This is a genomic window from Xanthomonas sp. NCPPB 2864 (assembly GCF_056675615.1).
In genome coordinates this window covers 92,014-110,713 of record NZ_JBWWVS010000009.1, presented here as the reverse complement: position 1 = coordinate 110,713, position 18,700 = coordinate 92,014, and the positions used below count along the sequence as shown (strand labels likewise).

The 18,700-nt window shown below is 65.3% G+C and carries 16 protein-coding genes and 3 tRNA genes; 11 read left to right on the top strand and 8 right to left on the bottom strand.

The features are described 5' to 3' along the window. The first annotated feature begins 85 nt into the window (after positions 1-85). Complete coding sequence (gene zupT, locus AC1KVE_RS17400) at positions 86-904, top strand: zinc transporter ZupT (RefSeq protein ID WP_016904561.1); 819 nt, start codon at positions 86-88, stop codon at positions 902-904. A gap of 120 nt (positions 905-1,024) precedes the next feature. Here the strand turns inward: zupT and AC1KVE_RS17395 are convergent, their stop codons facing one another. Further along, on the bottom strand, positions 1,025-2,011 hold the full coding sequence (locus tag AC1KVE_RS17395; protein WP_046342788.1) for an RluA family pseudouridine synthase: 987 nt from the start codon (positions 2,009-2,011) through the stop codon (positions 1,025-1,027). Positions 2,012-2,421: 410 nt separating this feature from the next. On the opposite strand from AC1KVE_RS17395, the gene AC1KVE_RS17390 reads away from it, so the two are divergent. Next, the gene (locus AC1KVE_RS17390; RefSeq protein ID WP_481092824.1) at positions 2,422-6,150 is read left to right on the top strand and encodes an Rne/Rng family ribonuclease; all 3,729 of its coding nucleotides are present in this window, start codon (positions 2,422-2,424) and stop codon (positions 6,148-6,150) included. A gap of 583 nt (positions 6,151-6,733) precedes the next feature. Here the strand turns inward: AC1KVE_RS17390 and AC1KVE_RS17385 are convergent. The 3 genes from AC1KVE_RS17385 to AC1KVE_RS17375 all read right to left on the bottom strand — a co-directional run bounded on the left by AC1KVE_RS17385 (position 6,734) and on the right by AC1KVE_RS17375 (position 8,753). Continuing rightward, the gene (locus tag AC1KVE_RS17385) at positions 6,734-7,381 is read right to left on the bottom strand and encodes a response regulator (protein WP_024938667.1); all 648 of its coding nucleotides are present in this window, start codon (positions 7,379-7,381) and stop codon (positions 6,734-6,736) included. A gap of 209 nt (positions 7,382-7,590) precedes the next feature. Next, on the bottom strand, positions 7,591-8,352 hold the full coding sequence (locus AC1KVE_RS17380; protein WP_349783255.1) for a sulfurtransferase: 762 nt from the start codon (positions 8,350-8,352) through the stop codon (positions 7,591-7,593). 35 nt (positions 8,353-8,387) lie between these two features. Continuing rightward, on the bottom strand, positions 8,388-8,753 hold the full coding sequence (locus tag AC1KVE_RS17375; RefSeq protein WP_102256604.1) for a DUF6164 family protein: 366 nt from the start codon (positions 8,751-8,753) through the stop codon (positions 8,388-8,390). 61 nt (positions 8,754-8,814) lie between these two features. Here AC1KVE_RS17375 and AC1KVE_RS17370 point away from each other — a divergent pair, with 61 nt between their 5' ends. Beyond that, complete coding sequence (locus tag AC1KVE_RS17370; RefSeq protein ID WP_211920108.1) at positions 8,815-9,246, top strand: FKBP-type peptidyl-prolyl cis-trans isomerase; 432 nt, start codon at positions 8,815-8,817, stop codon at positions 9,244-9,246. 11 nt (positions 9,247-9,257) lie between these two features. After that, positions 9,258-10,517 carry a TIGR03862 family flavoprotein gene (locus AC1KVE_RS17365; RefSeq protein ID WP_481092818.1) on the top strand — a complete coding sequence of 420 codons (1,260 nt, stop codon included), beginning with the start codon at positions 9,258-9,260 and terminating at the stop codon, positions 10,515-10,517. Here AC1KVE_RS17365 and AC1KVE_RS17360 read toward each other — a convergent pair. Next, positions 10,501-11,793: a nucleotide sugar dehydrogenase gene (locus tag AC1KVE_RS17360; RefSeq protein ID WP_481092819.1), complete on the bottom strand. Its 1,293-nt coding sequence runs from the start codon at positions 11,791-11,793 to the stop codon at positions 10,501-10,503. The two genes, AC1KVE_RS17365 and AC1KVE_RS17360, sit on opposite strands and share 17 nt — an antisense overlap. A 142-nt stretch (positions 11,794-11,935) precedes the next feature. Between AC1KVE_RS17360 and AC1KVE_RS17355 the strand changes: the two genes are divergently transcribed. Further along, positions 11,936-12,019: transfer RNA gene (locus tag AC1KVE_RS17355), tRNA-Leu, on the top strand. A 527-nt stretch (positions 12,020-12,546) separates the two neighbouring features. On the opposite strand, the gene AC1KVE_RS17350 is transcribed toward AC1KVE_RS17355, so the two are convergent. The 3 genes from AC1KVE_RS17350 to AC1KVE_RS17340 form a co-directional block, all read right to left on the bottom strand. Further along, a tRNA-Gly gene (locus AC1KVE_RS17350) sits at positions 12,547-12,622 on the bottom strand. Between the two features lie 81 nt (positions 12,623-12,703). Next, positions 12,704-12,777 (bottom strand) — tRNA-Cys (locus AC1KVE_RS17345). 473 nt (positions 12,778-13,250) lie between these two features. After that, positions 13,251-13,751 carry a DUF305 domain-containing protein gene (locus AC1KVE_RS17340; protein WP_003098996.1) on the bottom strand — a complete coding sequence of 167 codons (501 nt, stop codon included), beginning with the start codon at positions 13,749-13,751 and terminating at the stop codon, positions 13,251-13,253. 450 nt (positions 13,752-14,201) lie between these two features. Here AC1KVE_RS17340 and AC1KVE_RS17335 point away from each other — a divergent pair, with 450 nt between their 5' ends. The 6 genes from AC1KVE_RS17335 to AC1KVE_RS17310 all read left to right on the top strand — a co-directional run bounded on the left by AC1KVE_RS17335 (position 14,202) and on the right by AC1KVE_RS17310 (position 18,697). Beyond that, on the top strand, positions 14,202-14,948 hold the full coding sequence (locus AC1KVE_RS17335) for a hypothetical protein (protein ID WP_003098991.1): 747 nt from the start codon (positions 14,202-14,204) through the stop codon (positions 14,946-14,948). A gap of 118 nt (positions 14,949-15,066) precedes the next feature. Then, positions 15,067-15,279, top strand: coding sequence for an AlpA family transcriptional regulator (locus AC1KVE_RS17330; protein WP_003090093.1), 213 nt, complete (start codon positions 15,067-15,069; stop codon positions 15,277-15,279). A gap of 42 nt (positions 15,280-15,321) precedes the next feature. After that, positions 15,322-16,197, top strand: coding sequence for a ParA family protein (locus AC1KVE_RS17325; protein ID WP_003098988.1), 876 nt, complete (start codon positions 15,322-15,324; stop codon positions 16,195-16,197). Next, positions 16,181-16,450, top strand: coding sequence for a hypothetical protein (locus AC1KVE_RS17320; protein WP_003050422.1), 270 nt, complete (start codon positions 16,181-16,183; stop codon positions 16,448-16,450). The genes AC1KVE_RS17325 and AC1KVE_RS17320 overlap by 17 nt, the downstream gene beginning before the upstream one ends. Further along, positions 16,443-18,122, top strand: coding sequence for a ParB family protein (locus tag AC1KVE_RS17315; RefSeq protein ID WP_004350508.1), 1,680 nt, complete (start codon positions 16,443-16,445; stop codon positions 18,120-18,122). Before AC1KVE_RS17320 ends, AC1KVE_RS17315 begins: the two co-directional genes overlap by 8 nt. A 14-nt stretch (positions 18,123-18,136) precedes the next feature. After that, positions 18,137-18,697, top strand: a complete 561-nt coding sequence (locus AC1KVE_RS17310; RefSeq protein ID WP_003090097.1) for a DUF2857 domain-containing protein — start codon at positions 18,137-18,139, stop codon at positions 18,695-18,697. Positions 18,698-18,700: the final 3 nt, after the last annotated feature.

The window sequence follows — 18,700 nt, the reverse complement described above, 5'->3', positions numbered from 1 at the left end:
CGCAGTGTGGCCATGCGCAAAGTGCGCAGCAGCAGTCGCCACGCTCCCCGCCGAGTACGTTCTATTCCACGAGGTCGTGCGTCACATGCTCGAAGTGTCATCCCACAATGTCTGGACCGCGTTTGCGGTCACGCTGGCCGCTGGCCTGGCGACCGGACTCGGCAGCCTGATGGTCGTGTTCTCCAAGAAGCCCAACCCGCGCCTGCTGGCGTTCGGGCTGGCATTTGCCGGCGGCGCGATGGTGTATGTGTCGCTGTCGGAGATTCTCAACAAGTCGATCGCCTCGTTCTCCAACGCCTACAACGACAAGCTCGGCTTCACCTTCGGCACGCTGGCGTTTCTGGCCGGCATGCTGCTGATCATGGTGATCGACCGCCTGGTGCCCAACCCGCACCAGAGTCTGTCCAGCGATGATCCGCTGTTCCGCGACGATAACCGTGCCTATATCCGCCGGGTCGGCTTGATGACCGCCATCGCCATCACCGCGCACAATTTCCCAGAAGGCCTGGCGACCTTCTTCGCCACACTGGAAAGCCCCGCGGTCGGCATGCCGCTCGCGTTCGCCATCGCCATCCACAACATTCCCGAGGGCATCGCCATTGCGGTGCCGGTGTACTTCGCCACCCGCAACAAGTTCTACGCCTTTGGCGCCAGCCTGCTCAGCGGACTGGCCGAGCCGATCGGCGCCGGCATCGGCTATCTGGCCTTGTCCAGCGTGCTGTCAGAAGCGGTGTTCGGCACGGTCTTCGGCCTGATTTCCGGGGTGATGGTGTTCCTGGCGCTGGACGAATTGTTGCCGGCGGCCAAGCGCTACGCGCAGGGCCACGAGACGGTCTACGGCCTGGTGGCCGGCATGGGCACACTGGCGATCAGCCTGGTGTTGTTCCGCTTCGCCACGCCTTAACGCCCGGCCGAACCGCAGCCGCAGTGCCGGCACGACCATCGGCTCGACCGCCAGGACACGTCGGCGACGCGCTGGCGGCCACGACCGGGATGTCAGCGACGCTGCGGCGCAACTGCGGCCTCAGCGCCCCAGCCGGTCTAATGCCTCGGCCAGTTCCGGCGCCAGCGGCGCGCTCAACACATAGGGCGTCTTGCCGGCATCCAGCGCAAATTCCAACGAAGCGGCGTGCAGGAACAGGCGCTTCAGGCCGAGCTGGTCGCGCAGGCGCTTGTTGACCTCCGCTTCGCCGTACTTGTCGTCGCCGGCCACCGGGTGCCCCAGGTGCTGGGCGTGCACGCGGATCTGGTGGGTGCGGCCGGTTTCGATACGGACTTCGCAATAGGAGTGCCCGCCGCGTCGCTCCAGCAGCTTGAAGTGGCTCAGCGAGGGCTTGCCGATCGCATTGACCTGCACATGCCGCTCGCCGCCCTGGCGCAGCCCGATGTGCAGCGGCGCATCGACCGTCATCACCCCGTCGGGCATGCGGCCGACCAGCAAGGTCAGATAGCGCTTGGTGATGCCGCGCCCTTCGACACGGTCGTCCTCGCGCATCAAAGCCTGCAGCTCGGTCAGCGCCGAACGCTTCTTCGCCACGATCAGCAGGCCGGAGGTATCGCGATCGAGCCGGTGCACCAGTTCCAGGGTCTGATTCGGCCGCAGGGCGCGCAGGGTTTCGATGGCGCCGAAGCTGATCCCGCTGCCGCCATGGCTGGCGACCCCGGAGGGCTTGTTGAGCGCCAGCAGCCGTGCGTCCTCGAACACGATGGCCGCTTCCAGCCGCGCCAGGAACGACGCCGGTGGCGCCGCCTTGTCGCCCTCCTCGGTCACGCGCACCGGCGGGATCCGCACTTCCTCGCCACCCTCGAGCTTGCGCTCGGCCTTGGCCCGCCCGCCATTCACGCGCACCTGGCCGCTGCGCACCAGCTTGTAGATCAGGCTGCGTGGCGCGCCCTTGAGCTGGCCGAGCAGGAAATTGTCCAGCCGCTGCCCAGCACGGTCTTCCGGAACTTTGAGAATGCGCACGCCCACACGGTCGGTGGGCGGCTTGGGGGTCTGGGGGTCGGTCATCCGGCTCTTTATTCTGTTACACTCGGCGAGCGAGATAAGGGTTTGATTTCGTTGGAAGTTGATTGGCCAGAAGCCTGCCTTCCGATGATTCCGGCACAGTGCGCGACCACCGCCCCCGGGGCGGCCATGTTAGCGGCTCACCGGCCTGCCCGGCCATCGCCGGCGGTTTTTGACCGTCGCGCTGAACATGTCCCGTGCGCTGCCCCGGTTCGTCCGGACGCGGCTGCCGGCCCTGAAACACCTATAAAACTTAAGACAAGCGCTCCCGCGGCCTGCCGTGGTGTTGCAGCGCTGGAAACCCTGGTCAGGCCTGTCCGCGCGTTGCGCGAAGGGCCGACAAGCTGTTCCAGAGGCGAAACGTCACGGCGTTCCGCGCGGTAGAGCGCGAGAGGAACGCAACAATGAAGCGAATGCTGATCAACGCAACGCAGGCCGAAGAGCTGCGCGTGGCGATTGTGGACGGCCAGACCCTGTACGACATCGACATCGAACAGCCGTCCAAGGAACAAAAGAAATCCAACATCTACAAGGGCCGTATCACCCGGCTCGAGCCCTCGCTGGAGGCGGCGTTCGTGGACTATGGCGCCGAGCGCCATGGCTTCCTGCCGCTGAAGGAAATCTCCCGCGACTATTTCCAGGCTGGTGTCGACCACAACAAGTCGACCATTCGCGAGTTGTTGCGCGAGGGCCAGGAAATCGTGGTGCAGGTCGACAAGGAAGAGCGTGGCAACAAGGGCGCCGCCCTGACCACGTTCATCTCGCTGGCCGGCCGCTACATGGTGCTGATGCCCAATTCGCCCAGCGCCGGTGGCGTCTCACGTCGGATCGAGGGCGAAGACCGCGCTGCGCTGAAGGAAGCGCTGGACAAGCTCGACATCCCCGACGACATGGGCGTGATCATCCGCACCGCCGGTGTCGGCCGTGACGCCGAAGAACTGCAGTGGGATCTGGACTACCTGCTGCAGACCTGGAAGGCGATCGCCGAGGCGGCGCTGAGCAAGCCGGCCGCGTTCCTGATCTACCAGGAATCGCGCCTGATCATCCGCGCCCTGCGCGACTACCTGCGCGCCGACATCGGCGAAATCCTGGTCGATACGCCGGAGCTGTATGCCGATGCCCAGGAGTTCATGCAGCAGGTGATGCCGCAGAGCCTGCGCAAGCTCAAGCACTACACCGACGACATTCCGCTGTTCAACCGCTTCCAGATCGAATCGCAGATCGAAGGCGCCTACGAGCGCAACGTGCGGCTGCCGTCGGGCGGCTCGATCGTGGTCGACCAGACCGAGGCACTGACCGCCGTCGACGTGAACTCCTCGCGCGCCACCAAGGGCAGCGACATCGAAGAAACCGCCTTCCAGACCAATCTGGAAGCGGCCGAGGAAGTGGCCCGCCAGTTGCGCCTGCGCGACCTGGGCGGTCTGGTGGTGATCGACTTCATCGACATGTCCTCGACCAAGCACCAGCGCGAAGTGGAAAACAAGCTGCAGAACGCGCTCAAGTACGACCGCGCACGCGTGCAGCTGGGCCGCATCTCGCGCTTCGGCCTGATGGAAATGAGCCGCCAGCGTCTGCGTCCGAGCCTGGGCGAATCCAGCCAGATCGTGTGCCCGCGCTGCGACGGCCATGGCCGCATGCGCAGCGTCGAGTCGCTGTCGCTGTCGATCATCCGCGTGGCCGAAGAGCACGCCATGAAGGAAAACACCGGACAGGTGCTGGTCCAGGCCCCGGTGGAGATCGCCAACTACCTGCTCAACGAAAAGCGCAGCGCGCTGCGCGAGATCGAGCAGCGCCACGAGTCGCCGATCATCATCGTCGCCGACGAACAGCTGCACACCCCGCACTACGAAGTCACGCGGTTGCGTGAGAACGAGCTGGGCGAAGACAGCGGCAAGCCGAGCTACCAGCGTGGCACCCCGCGCAAGCTGCCGGTGCATGCGCTGACCAAGGCACAGTTGAATATCCCGGCTGCGCCGGCAGTGACCTCGATCAAGCCGAGCCAGCCGGCTCCGCTACGTGAAGAGGCCCCTGCCCCGGTTGCCGCTGCACCTGCACCGGCTCCGGTCGCACCACTGCCGCTTCCCGCGCCGGTCACCGGTGTGGTCGGCTGGCTGAAGCGCATCTTCGGCGGCGTCGAGCCGGTCGCGCCTGCGCCCGAGTCGACCCAGCGTCCGCGTCAGAACGATGCCGGCCGCAGCAGCCGCAACGAGCGTGGCGATCGTGGCGGCCAGCGTCGCGACGGCCGCGATGCCCGCAATGGCGGCAACGGTGGCAATCAGCACCGCGGCAATGGCGGCAACGGCAATGGCGCCAACAAGGAGCGTCGTGACGAGCGTCGCCAGCCGGCCAACGGCCAGGCTGCGCAAAACGGCGGTCAGGCGCAGCAGGTGCAGGTGCCCAAGCCGCCGCGCAACGAGGCACAGCAACAGCCCAAGCAGCCGCAGCAGGCCCAGCAGCAGAAGCAGAAGCCGCAGAACCAGGCACCGCGCCCGCCGCGTGCAGCTGCGCAGCAGCAGGACGGCGCGCCGTCCGAGCGGCAGCAGCGCCCTGCGCGTCAGGAAGAAGGCACTGCCTCGGCGCAGACGCTGACCTCCACCGCTGCAACCGCAACGACTGCCACCGTGGTCGCGGCAATTGCCGACACCGCAGCACCGGCAACGCCGGCAGCGGCAGCTGCGGCCACCCCGGCGCACCCGGTCGAGGTCATCGTGACCGAGTCGCAGGCCGATCGCGGTACCGATGCAAATGCGGAGGGTCAGCCGCCGGAGGCAGCAGGCGATGATGCGGCAAATGGCGAGGGCGGCAGCCGTCGTCGTCGCGGTCGTCGCGGTGGCCGTCGTCGTCGTCGTGGCGCTGGCGCAAACGGTGAAGGCGGTACCGGCGTCGATGGTCTGGAGACGGACGATCTGGACGGCGATGCCGAAGGCGATCTCGATAGCGACAACGAGAGCGACGAAGCCGGTGCGCAGGTCCACACCTCGGCTGCCCCGCGCGCCGGTCAGCCGGAGTTCGACTTCGACGATGACGCGAGCACGCCCGCGGTATCGGTACGCGCCAAGCCGGAATCCAGCGTTCCGGCCGCAGTGAAGCCGCGTCCGGTCCCGAAGGAGCGTGCGGAAGCACCGCTGGCGGCCGACACGACGTCGACCACGGCGCCGGTTTCCAATGCCACGCCGTCGTTCGAGCAGCAGGCTGCAACGCCGTCAATCACCGCAGCCGAGCAGGCACGTGGCGATGCATCGGCGGCCTCCGCGGCACCGGCTGCAACCGCCTCGGCCAGCAACACGGCGTCGGCTGCATCGGCACCGGCTGCGCAGGCTTCTGCCGTTGCATCGACGAGCCCGCAAGCGCCTCAGGCTTCGGTTGTTGCGCAGGAATCGGCGACCTCGCCGGCTCAGGCGCCGGTTGTCGCTTCGGCTCCGTCCGCTGCCTCGACGCAGGTTGACACCTCGGCTCCGGTCGCGACGCCAGCTGCGGCTCCTGCAGCTCAGCCGGTCGAGCGTTCGCCCGAGCCGGCTGTGCAGTCAACGTCGGTGCCGTCAGCATCGTCGGCAGCCGCCGACGCTGCAGCGCCTGCGGTTGCTCGGCAGGAACAGGCAGCACCGGCTGCAACTGCGGCAGCAACGCAAGCGGAGCCGGCGAAAACCGACGCAGCGCCGGCAGCCGTCAGTGTGCCCAAGCCGGTCGCCGCTGCGCCTTCCAGCGCGCAGGCAGACGTCGTGACATCCAGGCCGTCGCATGCCGAGCCGTCAACGGCGGCAAGCCCGGCTGCCGATGTTGCTGCGACGTCCACCGCCACGGTGCCGCAGACCTCGCCGGCTGCCGATGCTGCGCCGGCACGCAAGCCGTACGCTCCGGTGCAGACCACGCTGCTTGACGCATTGGCTCCGGCCGACGCAACAGCAGCAGCGACCGCGACATCGACGCAGGCCGAAACGCCGGTGCCGTACAAGGCGCCTGAGCGGCCTGCAGCGGTCGCACCCGTGCTGTCTGCAGACGCCAACGAGCACACTGTCGACAAGCCGAAGCCGAAGCCGACGGTCGTCGTGTCCGAGGCAGCAGAGCCGGCAGATGCAGCGCGCAATGGCGATGACGCGCAGGAGCAGCAGGACGACACCAACAAGCCGCGTGGCGATCACTGATCGTTTCCCAGCCGGTTGAACCTGCCTGAGTGAATCGAGGCGGGTAGTGTCAAACAAGGCGGCCTTCGGGCCGCCTTGTTTTTGCGTGCGGCAGTGTCATGCCGATGCTAGATGACCAGGCTTTGCAGGGATCGCAACGAAACGGTTGCCGCGCTCGCAGTCGTACTTGTCCCAGGCGTTGTTCCCGCCGCATCAACGAACGACGGGGCGATTGCCGCCAAAATCAGGATTCAGGCAGAAGCCAGCGCCATCGTGGCCCTGCGCCGTAACTGCATCCACGCCAGCAGACCGAAATGTCCGCTGCTGCGCATCGGCAACCGCTCGCCATCGAATGCAGCGGCGTCCAGACCGATTCAATCGCTCTGCTCCAATGGCGCGGCGCACTGCGCTGTAGCGACACGTCGTCATCGGCAGCCGTCGCAAGCGAAGCGCCTCTCGGGCAATGCCGAAGAGCGCGCGCGCGTTCGCTTGCACGCCGGAGTGCAGCTCCCGCGCAAAACTAGCGTATGCCTGTTTTCATCGACGCGTTGTGCAGCAGCATCTGACGGCTGTGTCTGCGAGCGCGAAAATCCGAAGGCGCGGTTTACAAGGTCCGCGCCGGGTCGGTCAGGCCGTACTGATTGGCCAGACGCGCCAGGGCGATGTTGTCCTGGATGCCGACCTTCTCGAACAGGCGCGCCTTGTGCGTGTTGATGGTCTTGGCACTGAGGTTCAGGCGCTTGGCGATGTCTTCCTGGCGCAGGCCCTGGGTCAGCAACAGGGCAACCTCCAGTTCGCGCGGCGACAGCGCATCGAAGGGCGAGCCGCCCCCCTCCAGGTTGGACAGGGCCAGATTCTGCGCAATGGTATTGCCGAGATAGCGCCGGCCCAGTGCGACTTCGCGCACCGCACGCAGCAGCTCCTGCGCATCGCCGCCCTTGCCGACATACCCCGATGCGCCGGCTTCGAGCAGACGCTTGGGCAATGGGCCATCTTCCAGCACCGACACGATGATGACGCGGGTGCCGTAATCGCCCTTGACGATGCGCTCGGTGATTTCCAGGCCGCTGACACCGGGCAGGTGCAGATCGCACAGCACGATCTCGGGCTTGAGCTGACGAATTTGCGGCAAGGCCGCTTCCCCGCTCTCCGCTTCTCCCACCACATCGATGTCCACTTCCTTGGACAGGATCATCTTCATGCCGGTACGCACGAGTGCATGATCGTCGATCAGAAAAACTCTGATGGTCATCCTTGTTGTCCTCGCTGTGCGGCTGGCTGGTGCAGCCTATCTCCGTGAATAATTCAGGGCAAGCTCGATGCGACGTATTACGTTCGAGTCAGAACGCGAAGTACTCTGCCGCCGCGTGTCATGGTAGGCATTGCATGCACTATCGCGGCGTGATCGGATGATGCGAGCGCGCCCAATACGCGAACATCGGGCATTTCACTCGCGCTCGGTCAGATTTTTCCTGCTTCGGTGCTGCGCTCGGCATCCACCAATGGGCGCAATTGCGCATCGAGTGCAACGCGTTCGTCGAACACGAAGCAGCGGCCATCGTAGCCTTCGCCACCGACCTCTTCGAAATAGCCGAGGATGCCGCCCTCGAGCTGCAGCACGTTGTCCATGCCGTCGGCCTGCATCCACAACGCCGCCTTCTCGCAACGAATGCCGCCGGTGCAGAAGCTGACCACGGTGGCGTCGGCCAACGCAGCGCGATGTGCTTCCAGCGCGGCCGGCAGGTCGGTGAACTTGTCGATCGGCAGCGTCAGCGCGCCCTGGAACGTGCCGTACGCCACTTCCTGGGCATTGCGCGTGTCCAGCAGCACCAGCGGGCGGCCGCGATCGTCGCGCCCTGCACGCATCCATTCGCGCAGCGTGGCAGGCGTCACCGCCGGCGCACGGCCCTGCAGCGGCGAGGCATCGTCGCGACGAAAGCTGATGATCTCCGGCTTGACCTTCACCTTGAGCCGCGCAAACGGCTGCAGCGCGCTCAGGCTGTACTTGATGCGCATCTGCGCAAAGCGCACATCGGCCTGCAGCCACACATAGAACGCGTCGATCTGCTCGGCTTCGCCGGCCAGAAACAGGTTGATCCCTTCTTCGGCCACCAGTACCGATCCCTTCAAGGCCTGCTGCCCGGCGTGTGCCAGGACGCTGTCGGCGAGCGACTGCGGGTCCTGAATGGTAACGAATTGGTAGGCAGCGGTATTGGTGATCATGCGGCCATTTTAAGCCGATGCGGCCGCAGGTGCGATCAGCCGCGCAACAGCAGGAACGGCAGCAGGACCAGCGAGGCGACAACCAGCATGCCGACCAACGTGGCGATCACGAACAACGGCCGCTTGCGCAGCAGCGCGCCGAAGGTTTCGGCCGTGCCGGCAGCGAGCGCATCCTGGCGCTGCGCACGCGCCACGGCGCCGCGCTGGGCCTGATACGCATCCATCAGCGCCTTGGCGCGCGGGTAATCGGCATCGTCACTGAGCCAGATGCCGCCGGCGGAGATGCCCCAGTTGCTGGGCCGGGTTTCGTAGATCTGCACCAGATGCTCGCGCATCAGCGCCCGCACCTCGTCGGCTTCGTCATCGGGAACATTGCGCAGATTGAGCAGCAGCTTGGCCATGGGCGCGATGATACCGGGAGCCAGGTGCGATAATGGCGCACTCCCTTTGCTGGACCATCCCATGCGCCTTCTGTTGACGCTTTGTGCTGCCCTGCTGCTCGCGGGCTGTGCGCCTGCCCTGCCGCCGTCCGGCGGCACCATCGCCACGTTCGAGCGGATCGACCGCAACATCGGCACCGGTGCCGAAGCCACACCGGGCGCGTTGGTCACCGTGCACTACACCGGCTGGCTGTACGACGAAAAAGCCGCCGACAAGCATGGCAAGAAGTTCGACAGCTCGCTCGACCGCGCCGAGCCGTTCCAGTTCGTGCTGGGCGGCCATCAGGTGATCCGCGGCTGGGACGAGGGCGTGGCCGGCATGCGTGTGGGCGGCAAGCGCAGCTTGATGATTCCGCCCGAGTACGGCTATGGCGACAACGGCGCTGGCGGTGTGATCCCGCCCGGCGCATCGCTGGTGTTCGATGTGGAATTGCTTGGCGTGCAGCCGCACTGAAGGGCTGAGCAATGACGGATGCGAGCAAGCGGCGGCTGGCCATCATCGGCGGTGGGCCGGCCGGCCTGATGGCGGCAGAGGTGGCATGTGCGGCAGGCCTTGCGGTTGACCTGTACGAAGCCAAGGGTTCGGTCGGGCGCAAGTTCCTGATTGCCGGCAAGGGCGGCCTGAACCTCACCCACTCCGATCCGATGCCGTTGTTTGCGCAGCGCTATCGCGAGCGCAGCGAGGCCGTTGCATCGTGGTTGCAGCAGTTCGATGCGGACGCGCTGCGCGCCTGGGCGCGCGACCTGGGCGTGGAGACCTATGTCGGCAGTTCCGGGCGCGTGTTCCCGATGGATCGCAAGGCCGCGCCGCTGCTGCGTGGCTGGGTACGTCGACTCAAGGAACAAGGCGTTGTGTTTCATGTGCAGCACCGTTGGCTTGGCTGGAGCGATGACGGTGGCTTGCGTTTCCACTCGCCCACCGGTGATGTCGAACGCACCGCAGGTGCGGTGGTGCTGGCGCTTGGTGGCGGCAGCTGGCCGCAGCTCGGCTCCGATGGTCTCTGGCAAGGCGTGCTGCAGGATCGCGGCATTTCGGTGGCGCCGCTGGTGCCGGCCAACTGCGGCTTCGACATCGCCTGGAGCGCGCACTTTGTGCAGCGGCATGCCGGTGCGCCGCTCAAGCCCGTGGTCGCACACTGGCAGGATCGCAGCGGCACACCGCAGCAATTGCAGGGCGAGTGCGTTGCGACGTCCACCGGCATCGAGGGCAGCCTGATCTATGCGCTGGCTGCGGATCTGCGCGCGCAGATCGATGCCGATGGCGTCGCCGAGCTTGGCCTGGACCTACTCCCGGGACGCTCGCTGGAACGCGTCAACGCCGAACTGGAAAAACCGCGCAAGGGACGCAGTTTCAGCGAGCATCTGCGCCGGCAGGTCGGCATCGACGGCGTCAAGGCCGCCTTGCTCTACGAACATCTGGGCAAACAGGCGGGCGACGATCCGGCGCTGGTGGCGCGTACGCTCAAACGCCTGCCGTTACGCCTGTTGCGAGCGCGTCCGCTTGCCGAGGCGATCAGCTCGGCCGGTGGCGTGCAGCTGGAGGCGCTGGATACGCAGCTGATGGCGCGCGCGCAGCCTGGCGTGTTCTGCGCCGGCGAGATGCTCGACTGGGAAGCACCGACCGGCGGCTATCTGCTGACTGCCTGCTTCGCCAGCGGATTACGTGCCGCGCATGGCGCGGTGCAATGGCTGCAGCAGACCGACCGCGCTACAGACGATCGCTGACCGCCTCGCGCGGCCACACTGATTTGACGTCGTAAATCACCGCACCCGGTTTGCCCAGTGCGGCAATACGCTGGGTGTCGTAGTCGCGGTATTGCGCATGCGCGACTGCCAGCACGACGGCGTCGTACGCACCCTCGTCCGCAAGCTCGCACAACTGCACGCCGGCGTGTTGCAGCGCTTCTGCGGGGTCGGCCCACGGGTCGCAGGTGTCGACCTGCACGCCAGCGGCTTGCAGCAGCTGCACCAGCTCCAGCGCGCGGCTGTTGCGCAGGTCCGGGCAGTTCTCCTTGAAGGTGGCGCCCAGCACCAGCACCCTCGCCTGCGCAAGCACCACGCCACGCGTGGCCAGCATGCCGCAGACGCGCTCGGCCACGTGCCGGCCGACGCGGTTGTTGACCTGGCGCGCGGTGTGGATCAGGTCCGGGTGATAGCCCACGCTTTCGGATTTGTGCATCAGGTAATACGGATCCACCCCGATGCAGTGACCACCCACCAGGCCGGGACGGAACGGCAGGAAATTCCACTTGGTTCCGGCGGCTTCCAGCACCTCCAACGTATCGATGCCCAGCTTGTCGAAGATCAAGGCCAGCTCGTTGACCAGTGCGATATTGACGTCGCGCTGGATGTTTTCCACCACCTTGGCGGCCTCGGCCACGCGCATCGACGGTGCCCGCCAGGTGCCGGCAGTGATGATGCTGGCGTACAGCGCGTCGACCGCATCGGCGGCTTCTGCGGTAGAGCCGGAGGTGATCTTGCGGATATCGCGCAGACGCCGCTGGCGATCTCCCGGGTTGACGCGCTCGGGGCTGTAGCCACAGAAGAAGTCGTCATTGAAACGCAGCCCCGATGCGGCTTCGAGCAAGGGCACGCAGACTTCCTCGGTAGTGCCCGGGTAGACGGTGGATTCGTAGATCACCAGGTCGCCGGGTTTGAGCGCAGCGGCGATCAAGGTGGTGGCACTGCGCAGCGGTTCCAGGTCGGGCTGCTCGAAGCTGTCGATCGGTGTCGGCACGGTGACGATAAAGATGCTGCACGCAGCCAGGTCCGCAGCATTCGCGGTGTAGCGCAACCGGGTGGCGGCAGCCAGCTCGGTGTCGTCCAGCTCCAGTGTGGCATCGTGGCCGTCGCGCAGCTGCGCGACCCGCTGCGCATCGATGTCGAAGCCCAACGTATCGCGTTGCTCGCCGAACGCGACGGCCAACGGCAGGCCGACATAGCCCAATCCAATCACCGCGATGCGGGCCTGCTGCGGAGCGAGTAGCGTGGTGCTGGACATGCGGTTCCTTCGATCGTGCGCAGCCGGTTGCTACGCGTCTGCGCGGTGGGAGCATAGCGCAGGCAGCCATCCGGTCATCAGTGCGGCGAGCCGGCGACGCGGCGATTCACAATCGGCGCGCAATCAGGCACGCTATCGCAATGCCCGGGTGGCGAAACTGGTAGACGCAAGGGACTTAAAATCCCTCAGCTGCAAGGCTATGCGGGTTCGATTCCCGCCCCGGGCACGCTCTCGTGGCACTGCAAAGTGCGTAACGCCATCGACGCGTCGACAAACCTTGCCTGCAGCGCTGTCGCATTGAGCAGTCCAGCCTCTGCGTTGCGCTTACAAGTGCATGACGCGCCCTCAGCCCGCTCCCCTGTCTCGGACATCACCGCAACCGTCAGCTCCGCGCAGGCTGAGGTGGAACAGCGCGAGCAGATTGGTGATCACGGCTGCGGTAGACGTGATCAGCGATGCCAGACGAGATGGAGCGGCGCGCCATTGCATAGCATGCAGGCCGCAGTGCCCTTCCGTGCGCCTGGAGAACACCAACCGCAGCATCCACGCAGCGCCACGCACAACGATGCGATCTTGTTTACGACAGAAGTCCTGGCGCAAGCGGAGCACCAGGCGCAATGCACATCTGACATCAAGCACGCCGCGCTACGTCAGCGAGAAGAAGGCCAAGAGTTGCCCTCCTCAAGTACTAGCCCGACCGGCATCGGCCAATAAAAAAACCCCGTATATCGTTCGATATACGGGGTTTGAATTTGGAGCGGGAAACGAGACTCGAACTCGCGACCTCAACCTTGGCAAGGTTGCGCTCTACCAACTGAGCTATTCCCGCGTGGAGCAAAATTGTACAGCTTGTTACTTCGTTGCGCCAGTCCTGTCGTCGTTGCCGACGCATGAAACAACGCATGCAATGTGGAGGCCTGGGCCGGAATTGAACCGGCGTACGCGGATTTGCAGTCCGCTGCATAACCACTCTACCACCAGGCCGAAACATCAAACCCAAGGCATCCTGCCTTGAAACAACGAGACCTCCGGCAAGGGGCCTTGTCTACATCTGGAGCGGGAAACGAGTCATGCACTAGAGCGCTAAGTCTCTGTTTCCCAATCACTTTCTCCACTGTGGTGATCAGCGAAGAACTCAATTATAGCCTTGTTTTTCGCCCTCGGCAACAAAGTTCATCCAACCACTTCCACCAGCGTCCAAGGATGATCCATCCACCCGTCGTTACGCCTGATGCGTCCAGCTGCTGAGCGGGTTCGCTATCGAACTCCAACTTGCGACGATCATGACTTGCGCTCGCTCCGCAGGCAGCGCGGGGTGGTGTCGCGTGGACTACCTGGCACCTGGACGGCTGTAGGACACAACCGCCGGCATCGGAACACCGCAAGTACTCATCTTTACATCGCTGCGGCTAACTTCGCCGGAGCGCAACGCGGCGCCAGTGTAGTGGCAGCCAGCCTCAACGAAGGCGTGCAGCAATCCGGTTCATCTGCTCGATCTCCGCGCGCTGGCCATCGGAAATCGCTTGGCATAGGTTGACGAGTTCCGGATCTGAGAGCTGCGCCTCGCGGCACATGAGGATCGCTCCCGAATGGTGCGGGACCATAGACGCGATGAACTGTCGATCGCCGATTCCGGTTTGAGCACGGGTAGCGGCAAAAGAACCGAGTGTGAGAACGGCAAACAAGCCGTACAGCACGAGATTGAGCCGCCGGTTTGGAAACATGCCGGGCATTGTCGCTAGCATGAAGATGCCCATTGGCGCCCACATAGTGACCGCCATGTAGAGCATGTTGAGATTGTTTCTGAAGTCCCTGGCGCCGTCGATCATGCTGAACATTACGAAGTACATGACGACGAGGCCCAACACCATGTTCACCCAGAACTTGGCGTATGGTCGGCCGTGCTTACCCATCTGACCGGATGTGTGATGTTGATGTTCATGGGAATGTTCAGCCATCTCCGTCTCCTATGTGCTGGGGCAACCTGGCAGGGTCACTGGTACTGCGGCAGATACTTTGTCGATATATCAGCATGTGGAGCGATGCATCACTAACCGCTGATTTCCAGTCCCCAACTGGACGTAGGGGCGTCGAACGCTTCAACTCGCTGGTCTTGAACCGTCTGGATATCAGACCATACCAAATCGGTCTTGATGGGCTTTGCGCCACCTATGACGCTGGTACCGTGAGCGCCAATATCGAGCTTGCGTCCTCATCGCTCGATGGGCCGGCAACTGATCGATTCTTGCATATCAAGCAAGACAAGGCCACCTGCGGCGGACGCCAATGGCCTCCTCCGCCTTCGCTTAGGGCATCGCCTCAAGCGTCCGTCGCAGGCCATAACGACACAACAGCCCTTGGGCAAGAAAGGAGCCGGTGATGTAGCGCACCCGAAAGGAGACGAAGACATGCACAAGGACATTTCAACATCAAAGGTGTTCTATCGTCCCATCGAGGCGGCCATCCGATGGGCTGGGTTGCTGCGGTATCTCCCGATGATCCTGGCCACGATCGCGTCACCGCGTGTCCTGCCTCGGTCGCTGAACTGCCCTCGATGGAATGAGTGCCGGCTGCACTCGGAACGTATCTATGACGGCATCCTCAACGGAGAGCTGCCCTACGGCAAGAACGGGATCACGCTCAATGATCCGAACCTGCTCAATTCTCTGGATCTGACTGTTCGCCATGTCGATCTAAAACGCTGGATGCGCACCCACTATCCCGAGCACCGGCCAGGATTTCTGTTCAGCCGTGGCGAACGCATGGCGCATCCTTTCATCACCATGGAAACAGGACAGGCGATCCTCGTGGAGCGGCTGGCCCTTCAGGCCGCGCTTGAACAAGCCCGACGTGAGATGCGAGAACTGCAGGAGCAGCACGACACGCTACTCAAGCAATCCTCGGTGCTGTTGGCATCCAAGCAATGCGAGATCAGCGAACGGGCGGAAACGACCTATCTCAACATCATTGGAGGGATGTTGACGCTGATGCTGAGCCAGTCGCCTTCAGGCGTGCCCTATTCCAGCTTCAAAACGCAGGAGGCCCTTGTCTCTGCATTGGTCGCCCACTACGGCGGCACCATGGGCATCACTGAGCGCACCTTAAACGGAAAGTTCGCCAACGCTAAGAGGTACGTTCGTAGCGCAAGCGCATGAGGTTATCCAGCTTGTATGTGCAATCGCGGAGATTGCATTTGCAATGTCTTTCCGCAGCCAGGTCTATTGAATAGAGGTCACGCCAACAAACGCCACCGAGCGTTCAGGAGTGACCGCCATGTCGCAGACCCCTGTACTCCCGCCGAACGAGCGCCGCATCCTGCGGCTCGATGAAGTCGAAGCGAAGTCCGGCTTCAAACGCGCCCACATCTACAACCTGATGAAGAAGCGCCAGTTCCCTCAGGCGCTGCGCCTGGGCGTGCGCGCTGTCGGCTGGGATTCGATCGAAATCGACCAGTGGATCGCCGAGCGCCTCAACCACCGGACCTGACCCGCTCTCCCGCGGACTTCCCATTCCCAGCCGGAGAGCGCCATGCAGGTCGTGTCCATCATTTCAACGAAGGGCGGCGTCGGCAAGACCACGACGGCCGCCAACCTGGGCGGGCTCGCCGCGGACGCGGGCCTGCGCGTGCTGCTGCTCGATCTCGACGTGCAGCCCACCTTGTCCTCCTACTACGAACTGACCCAGCGCGCGCCGGGCGGCATCTATGAGCTGTTGGCCTTCAACGAGCGCGACCTTGGCCAGCTCGTGTCCCGCACGATCATCGCGGGCCTGGACCTGGTGCTGTCCGACGACCACCGGGGCGAGCTGAACACGTTGTTGCTGCATGCGCCGGATGGCCGCCTGCGGTTGCGGCATCTGCTGCCAGCACTTGCTCCCCTCTACGACCTGGTGCTGATCGACACCCAGGGCGCGCGTTCCGTGCTGCTGGAGATGGCGGTGCTCGCCTCCGATCTCGCGCTGTCGCCCGTCACGCCGGAGATCCTCGCGGCACGCGAGCTGCGGCGCGGCACCATGCAGTTGCTCGAAGACATTGCGCCGTACCGGCACCTGGGCATCGAACCGCCGCCGCTGCACTTGCTCATCAACCGCGTCCACCCGGTGTCCGCCAACGCACGGCTGATCCAGCAGGCCTTGCGCGACCTGTTCCAGGACAGCGCCGGCATCCGCGTGCTCGCCACCGACGTGCCGGCCATAGAAGCGTATCCACGTGCCGCAACGCGCGGCCTGCCGGTGCATCGGGTCGAGCACCGCCAGCCGCCCGGCAGAGTCGCCCCTGCCGCGCTCGACACGATGCGCGCGCTCGCCAGCGAGTTGTTCCCGCAATGGCAGGACCGACTGGCTCAAGTATCCGGCCGCCCGCAGCGACCTCTTGATCCTGGGAGGCCCCATGGCGAACGCACATGAGCTGGCCCGCGGCCACAAGCGGCTGCGCGCCCTGATCGAGTTCGCGGTCGGTGAGGGCTGGCACGTCAAGCGCACGCCGGGCGGGCACCTCAAGTTCACCAAGGCCGGCTGCGCGGCGATCTACACGAGTTCGACAGCGAGTGACCACCGGGCCGAATTGAACGCCCGTGCGCAGATCCGCCGCGCCGAGCGAGAGGCCCGCATGGCGCCGGCCGGCGGTCGTGGGGACTGCGAGGGGTGCGGCCATGGCTGACATGACCTCGCAGGACATGGCAGGCAAGCTGCTCGCGGCCGGCTTCGAGCGCAGCGGCCCAGCGGCTACGGCCTTGAGCGACCCGATCGCGGACACGCCCATGGTCGTGACGCTGGACCAGTTGCGGCCCTACGACCATGACCCGCGCATGAAGCGCAACCCGGCTTACGAGGAAATCAAGGCATCCATCCGCGAGCGCGGCCTGGACGCGGCGCCGGCCATCACGCGCAGGCCCGGCGAGGACCACTACATCATCCGCAACGGCGGCAACACGCGACTGGCGATCCTGCGCGAACTCTGGTCGGAGACCAAGGAAGAACGCTTCTTCCGCATATCGTGCCTGTTCCGACCATGGCCGGAGCGCGGTGAAATCGTCGCGCTGACCGGGCATCTTGCCGAGAACGAACTGCGCGGCGGCCTCACGTTCATCGAGCGCGCGCTCGGCGTCGAGAAAGCACGGGAGTTCTACGAGCAGGAGAGCGGCGCCGCCCTGAGCCAGTCGGAACTGGCCCGCCGCCTGGCGGCCGATGGCTTCCCCGTCCAGCGGTCGCACATCACCCGCATGGCCGACGCGGTGCGCTACCTGCTGCCCGCCATTCCCACTGTGCTCTATGGCGGCCTGGGGCGCCACCAGGTCGAGCGGCTGTCGGTCATGCGCACGGCCTGCAAACGCACCTGGGAGCACTACGCCAAGGACCGTTCGCTGCCGCTGGACTTCGACAGTTTCTTTCAGGAGGTGCTGGCGCAGTTCGACACGCAGGGCGACGAGTTCGCGCCGCAGCGCGTGCAAGACGAGCTGATCGGCCAGATGTCCGAGCTGCTGGGCATCGGCTACGACGTGCTGGCGCTGGACCTGACCGAATCGGAAAGCCGCCACCGGGCGCTGGTCAGTGACCCGACGCCACCTGCGGCGCAGCCGGCGTTGCCTTCGCCCACCGCCGGCACGCCGACTCCGCCGGGCGCAGCATCGTCCATCGCCACGCCTGCAGCGGCGGCCGGTCCTCCACCCGCCAGCCCTCCGGCGTCCGAGCCCACCTTGCGCCACGACGACACGGCGGTTGGCGAAGCGGCCACGGGAAGCCAGCCGGCCGCACCGGGCGATCTGCTTCGCGAGCACATCGTCTCGCCAGCACCGACGACAGAACGGCTCCAATCGATCCAGCGCATGGTCGCCGACCAGTTGGGCGATGCGCTGCCGCCCGACTTCTCGGCGAGCGTGCTGCAGTCCATCCCGGTGCAAGCCGGCGGACTCTATCCGATCTCCGACGTCTGGTACATCGACGCCGGCCTGGACACGCCCGATCGGCTGCGCATCCACATCGCGCAGTTCGCGCGCGAGATCGCCGGGGAGGCAGGCCTGGACGAGTGCATCGAGGATCGCGCCGATGGCATCGGGTTTGCGTGCCGCGCCCGCGGCCAAGCCCCGTCGCCGCTCGGCCGCGCGGTGCTGACGCTGCTCACTTCCCTGACGGGTCAGCCCGTCGCCGAAGCGGGCCTGGACGGCGCGCAGCTCGCCGCCGACCTGCCGACCCTGTTGCACGGCCAGAGCCAAGGCCATGGCAGCGGCGCAAGGCGCTTGAGCGACACGGCGTTGGTCAAGCTCTTTCGGCTGCTGCGCCTCGCCCGGCGTCTGCTGGACCTGGAAGCCGGCACCACGGCGCCCGGGACGTGAGCGAGGGAGGCCGCATGTCCACATCGCATCCGCTCAACCAGGCCGTGATTGCCCAGGCGCTGTATGACCTTCGCAACGGCCAACTGCGCCGCTGCAAGGCCATGGGCTTCGGCGAGGCCGAGCTGGATGCGCTCAAGCACCCCGCGCTGATCAGCGTGCTGGCCAACGCCAGCGTCTCGTGGTGCTCGGTCACGGTCAACCGCGAAGTGCTGCAGCGCCTGCTCAACCAGGCACAGGACGTGGAGAAGGAAATCGCCACGGTCGATCGCATGCTGCGGCTGGGGGCCAGCACGGAGATGGTCAGCCGCTTCTATGGCCTGACCCATCAGGAAGTCGCCCTGCGGCGGGAGATCCTCGGCCTGCCCAAGCGCAAGGGGCGCCACCCCGTCCTGGACGAGACCCAGGACACCGAACTGTGGCGGCAATGGAAAGCCGTGACCAGCAGCAGGAACGTCGATCTGGAGGACGAGACCTCGATTCTCGATGCGGCCATGGACCTGGCCGAGGGCATGTCGCTGCCGCTCTCGGTGGTCTGGGCCGCGATCAGGAACTGGGTCGATCAGGGATTGGGCTAGGCC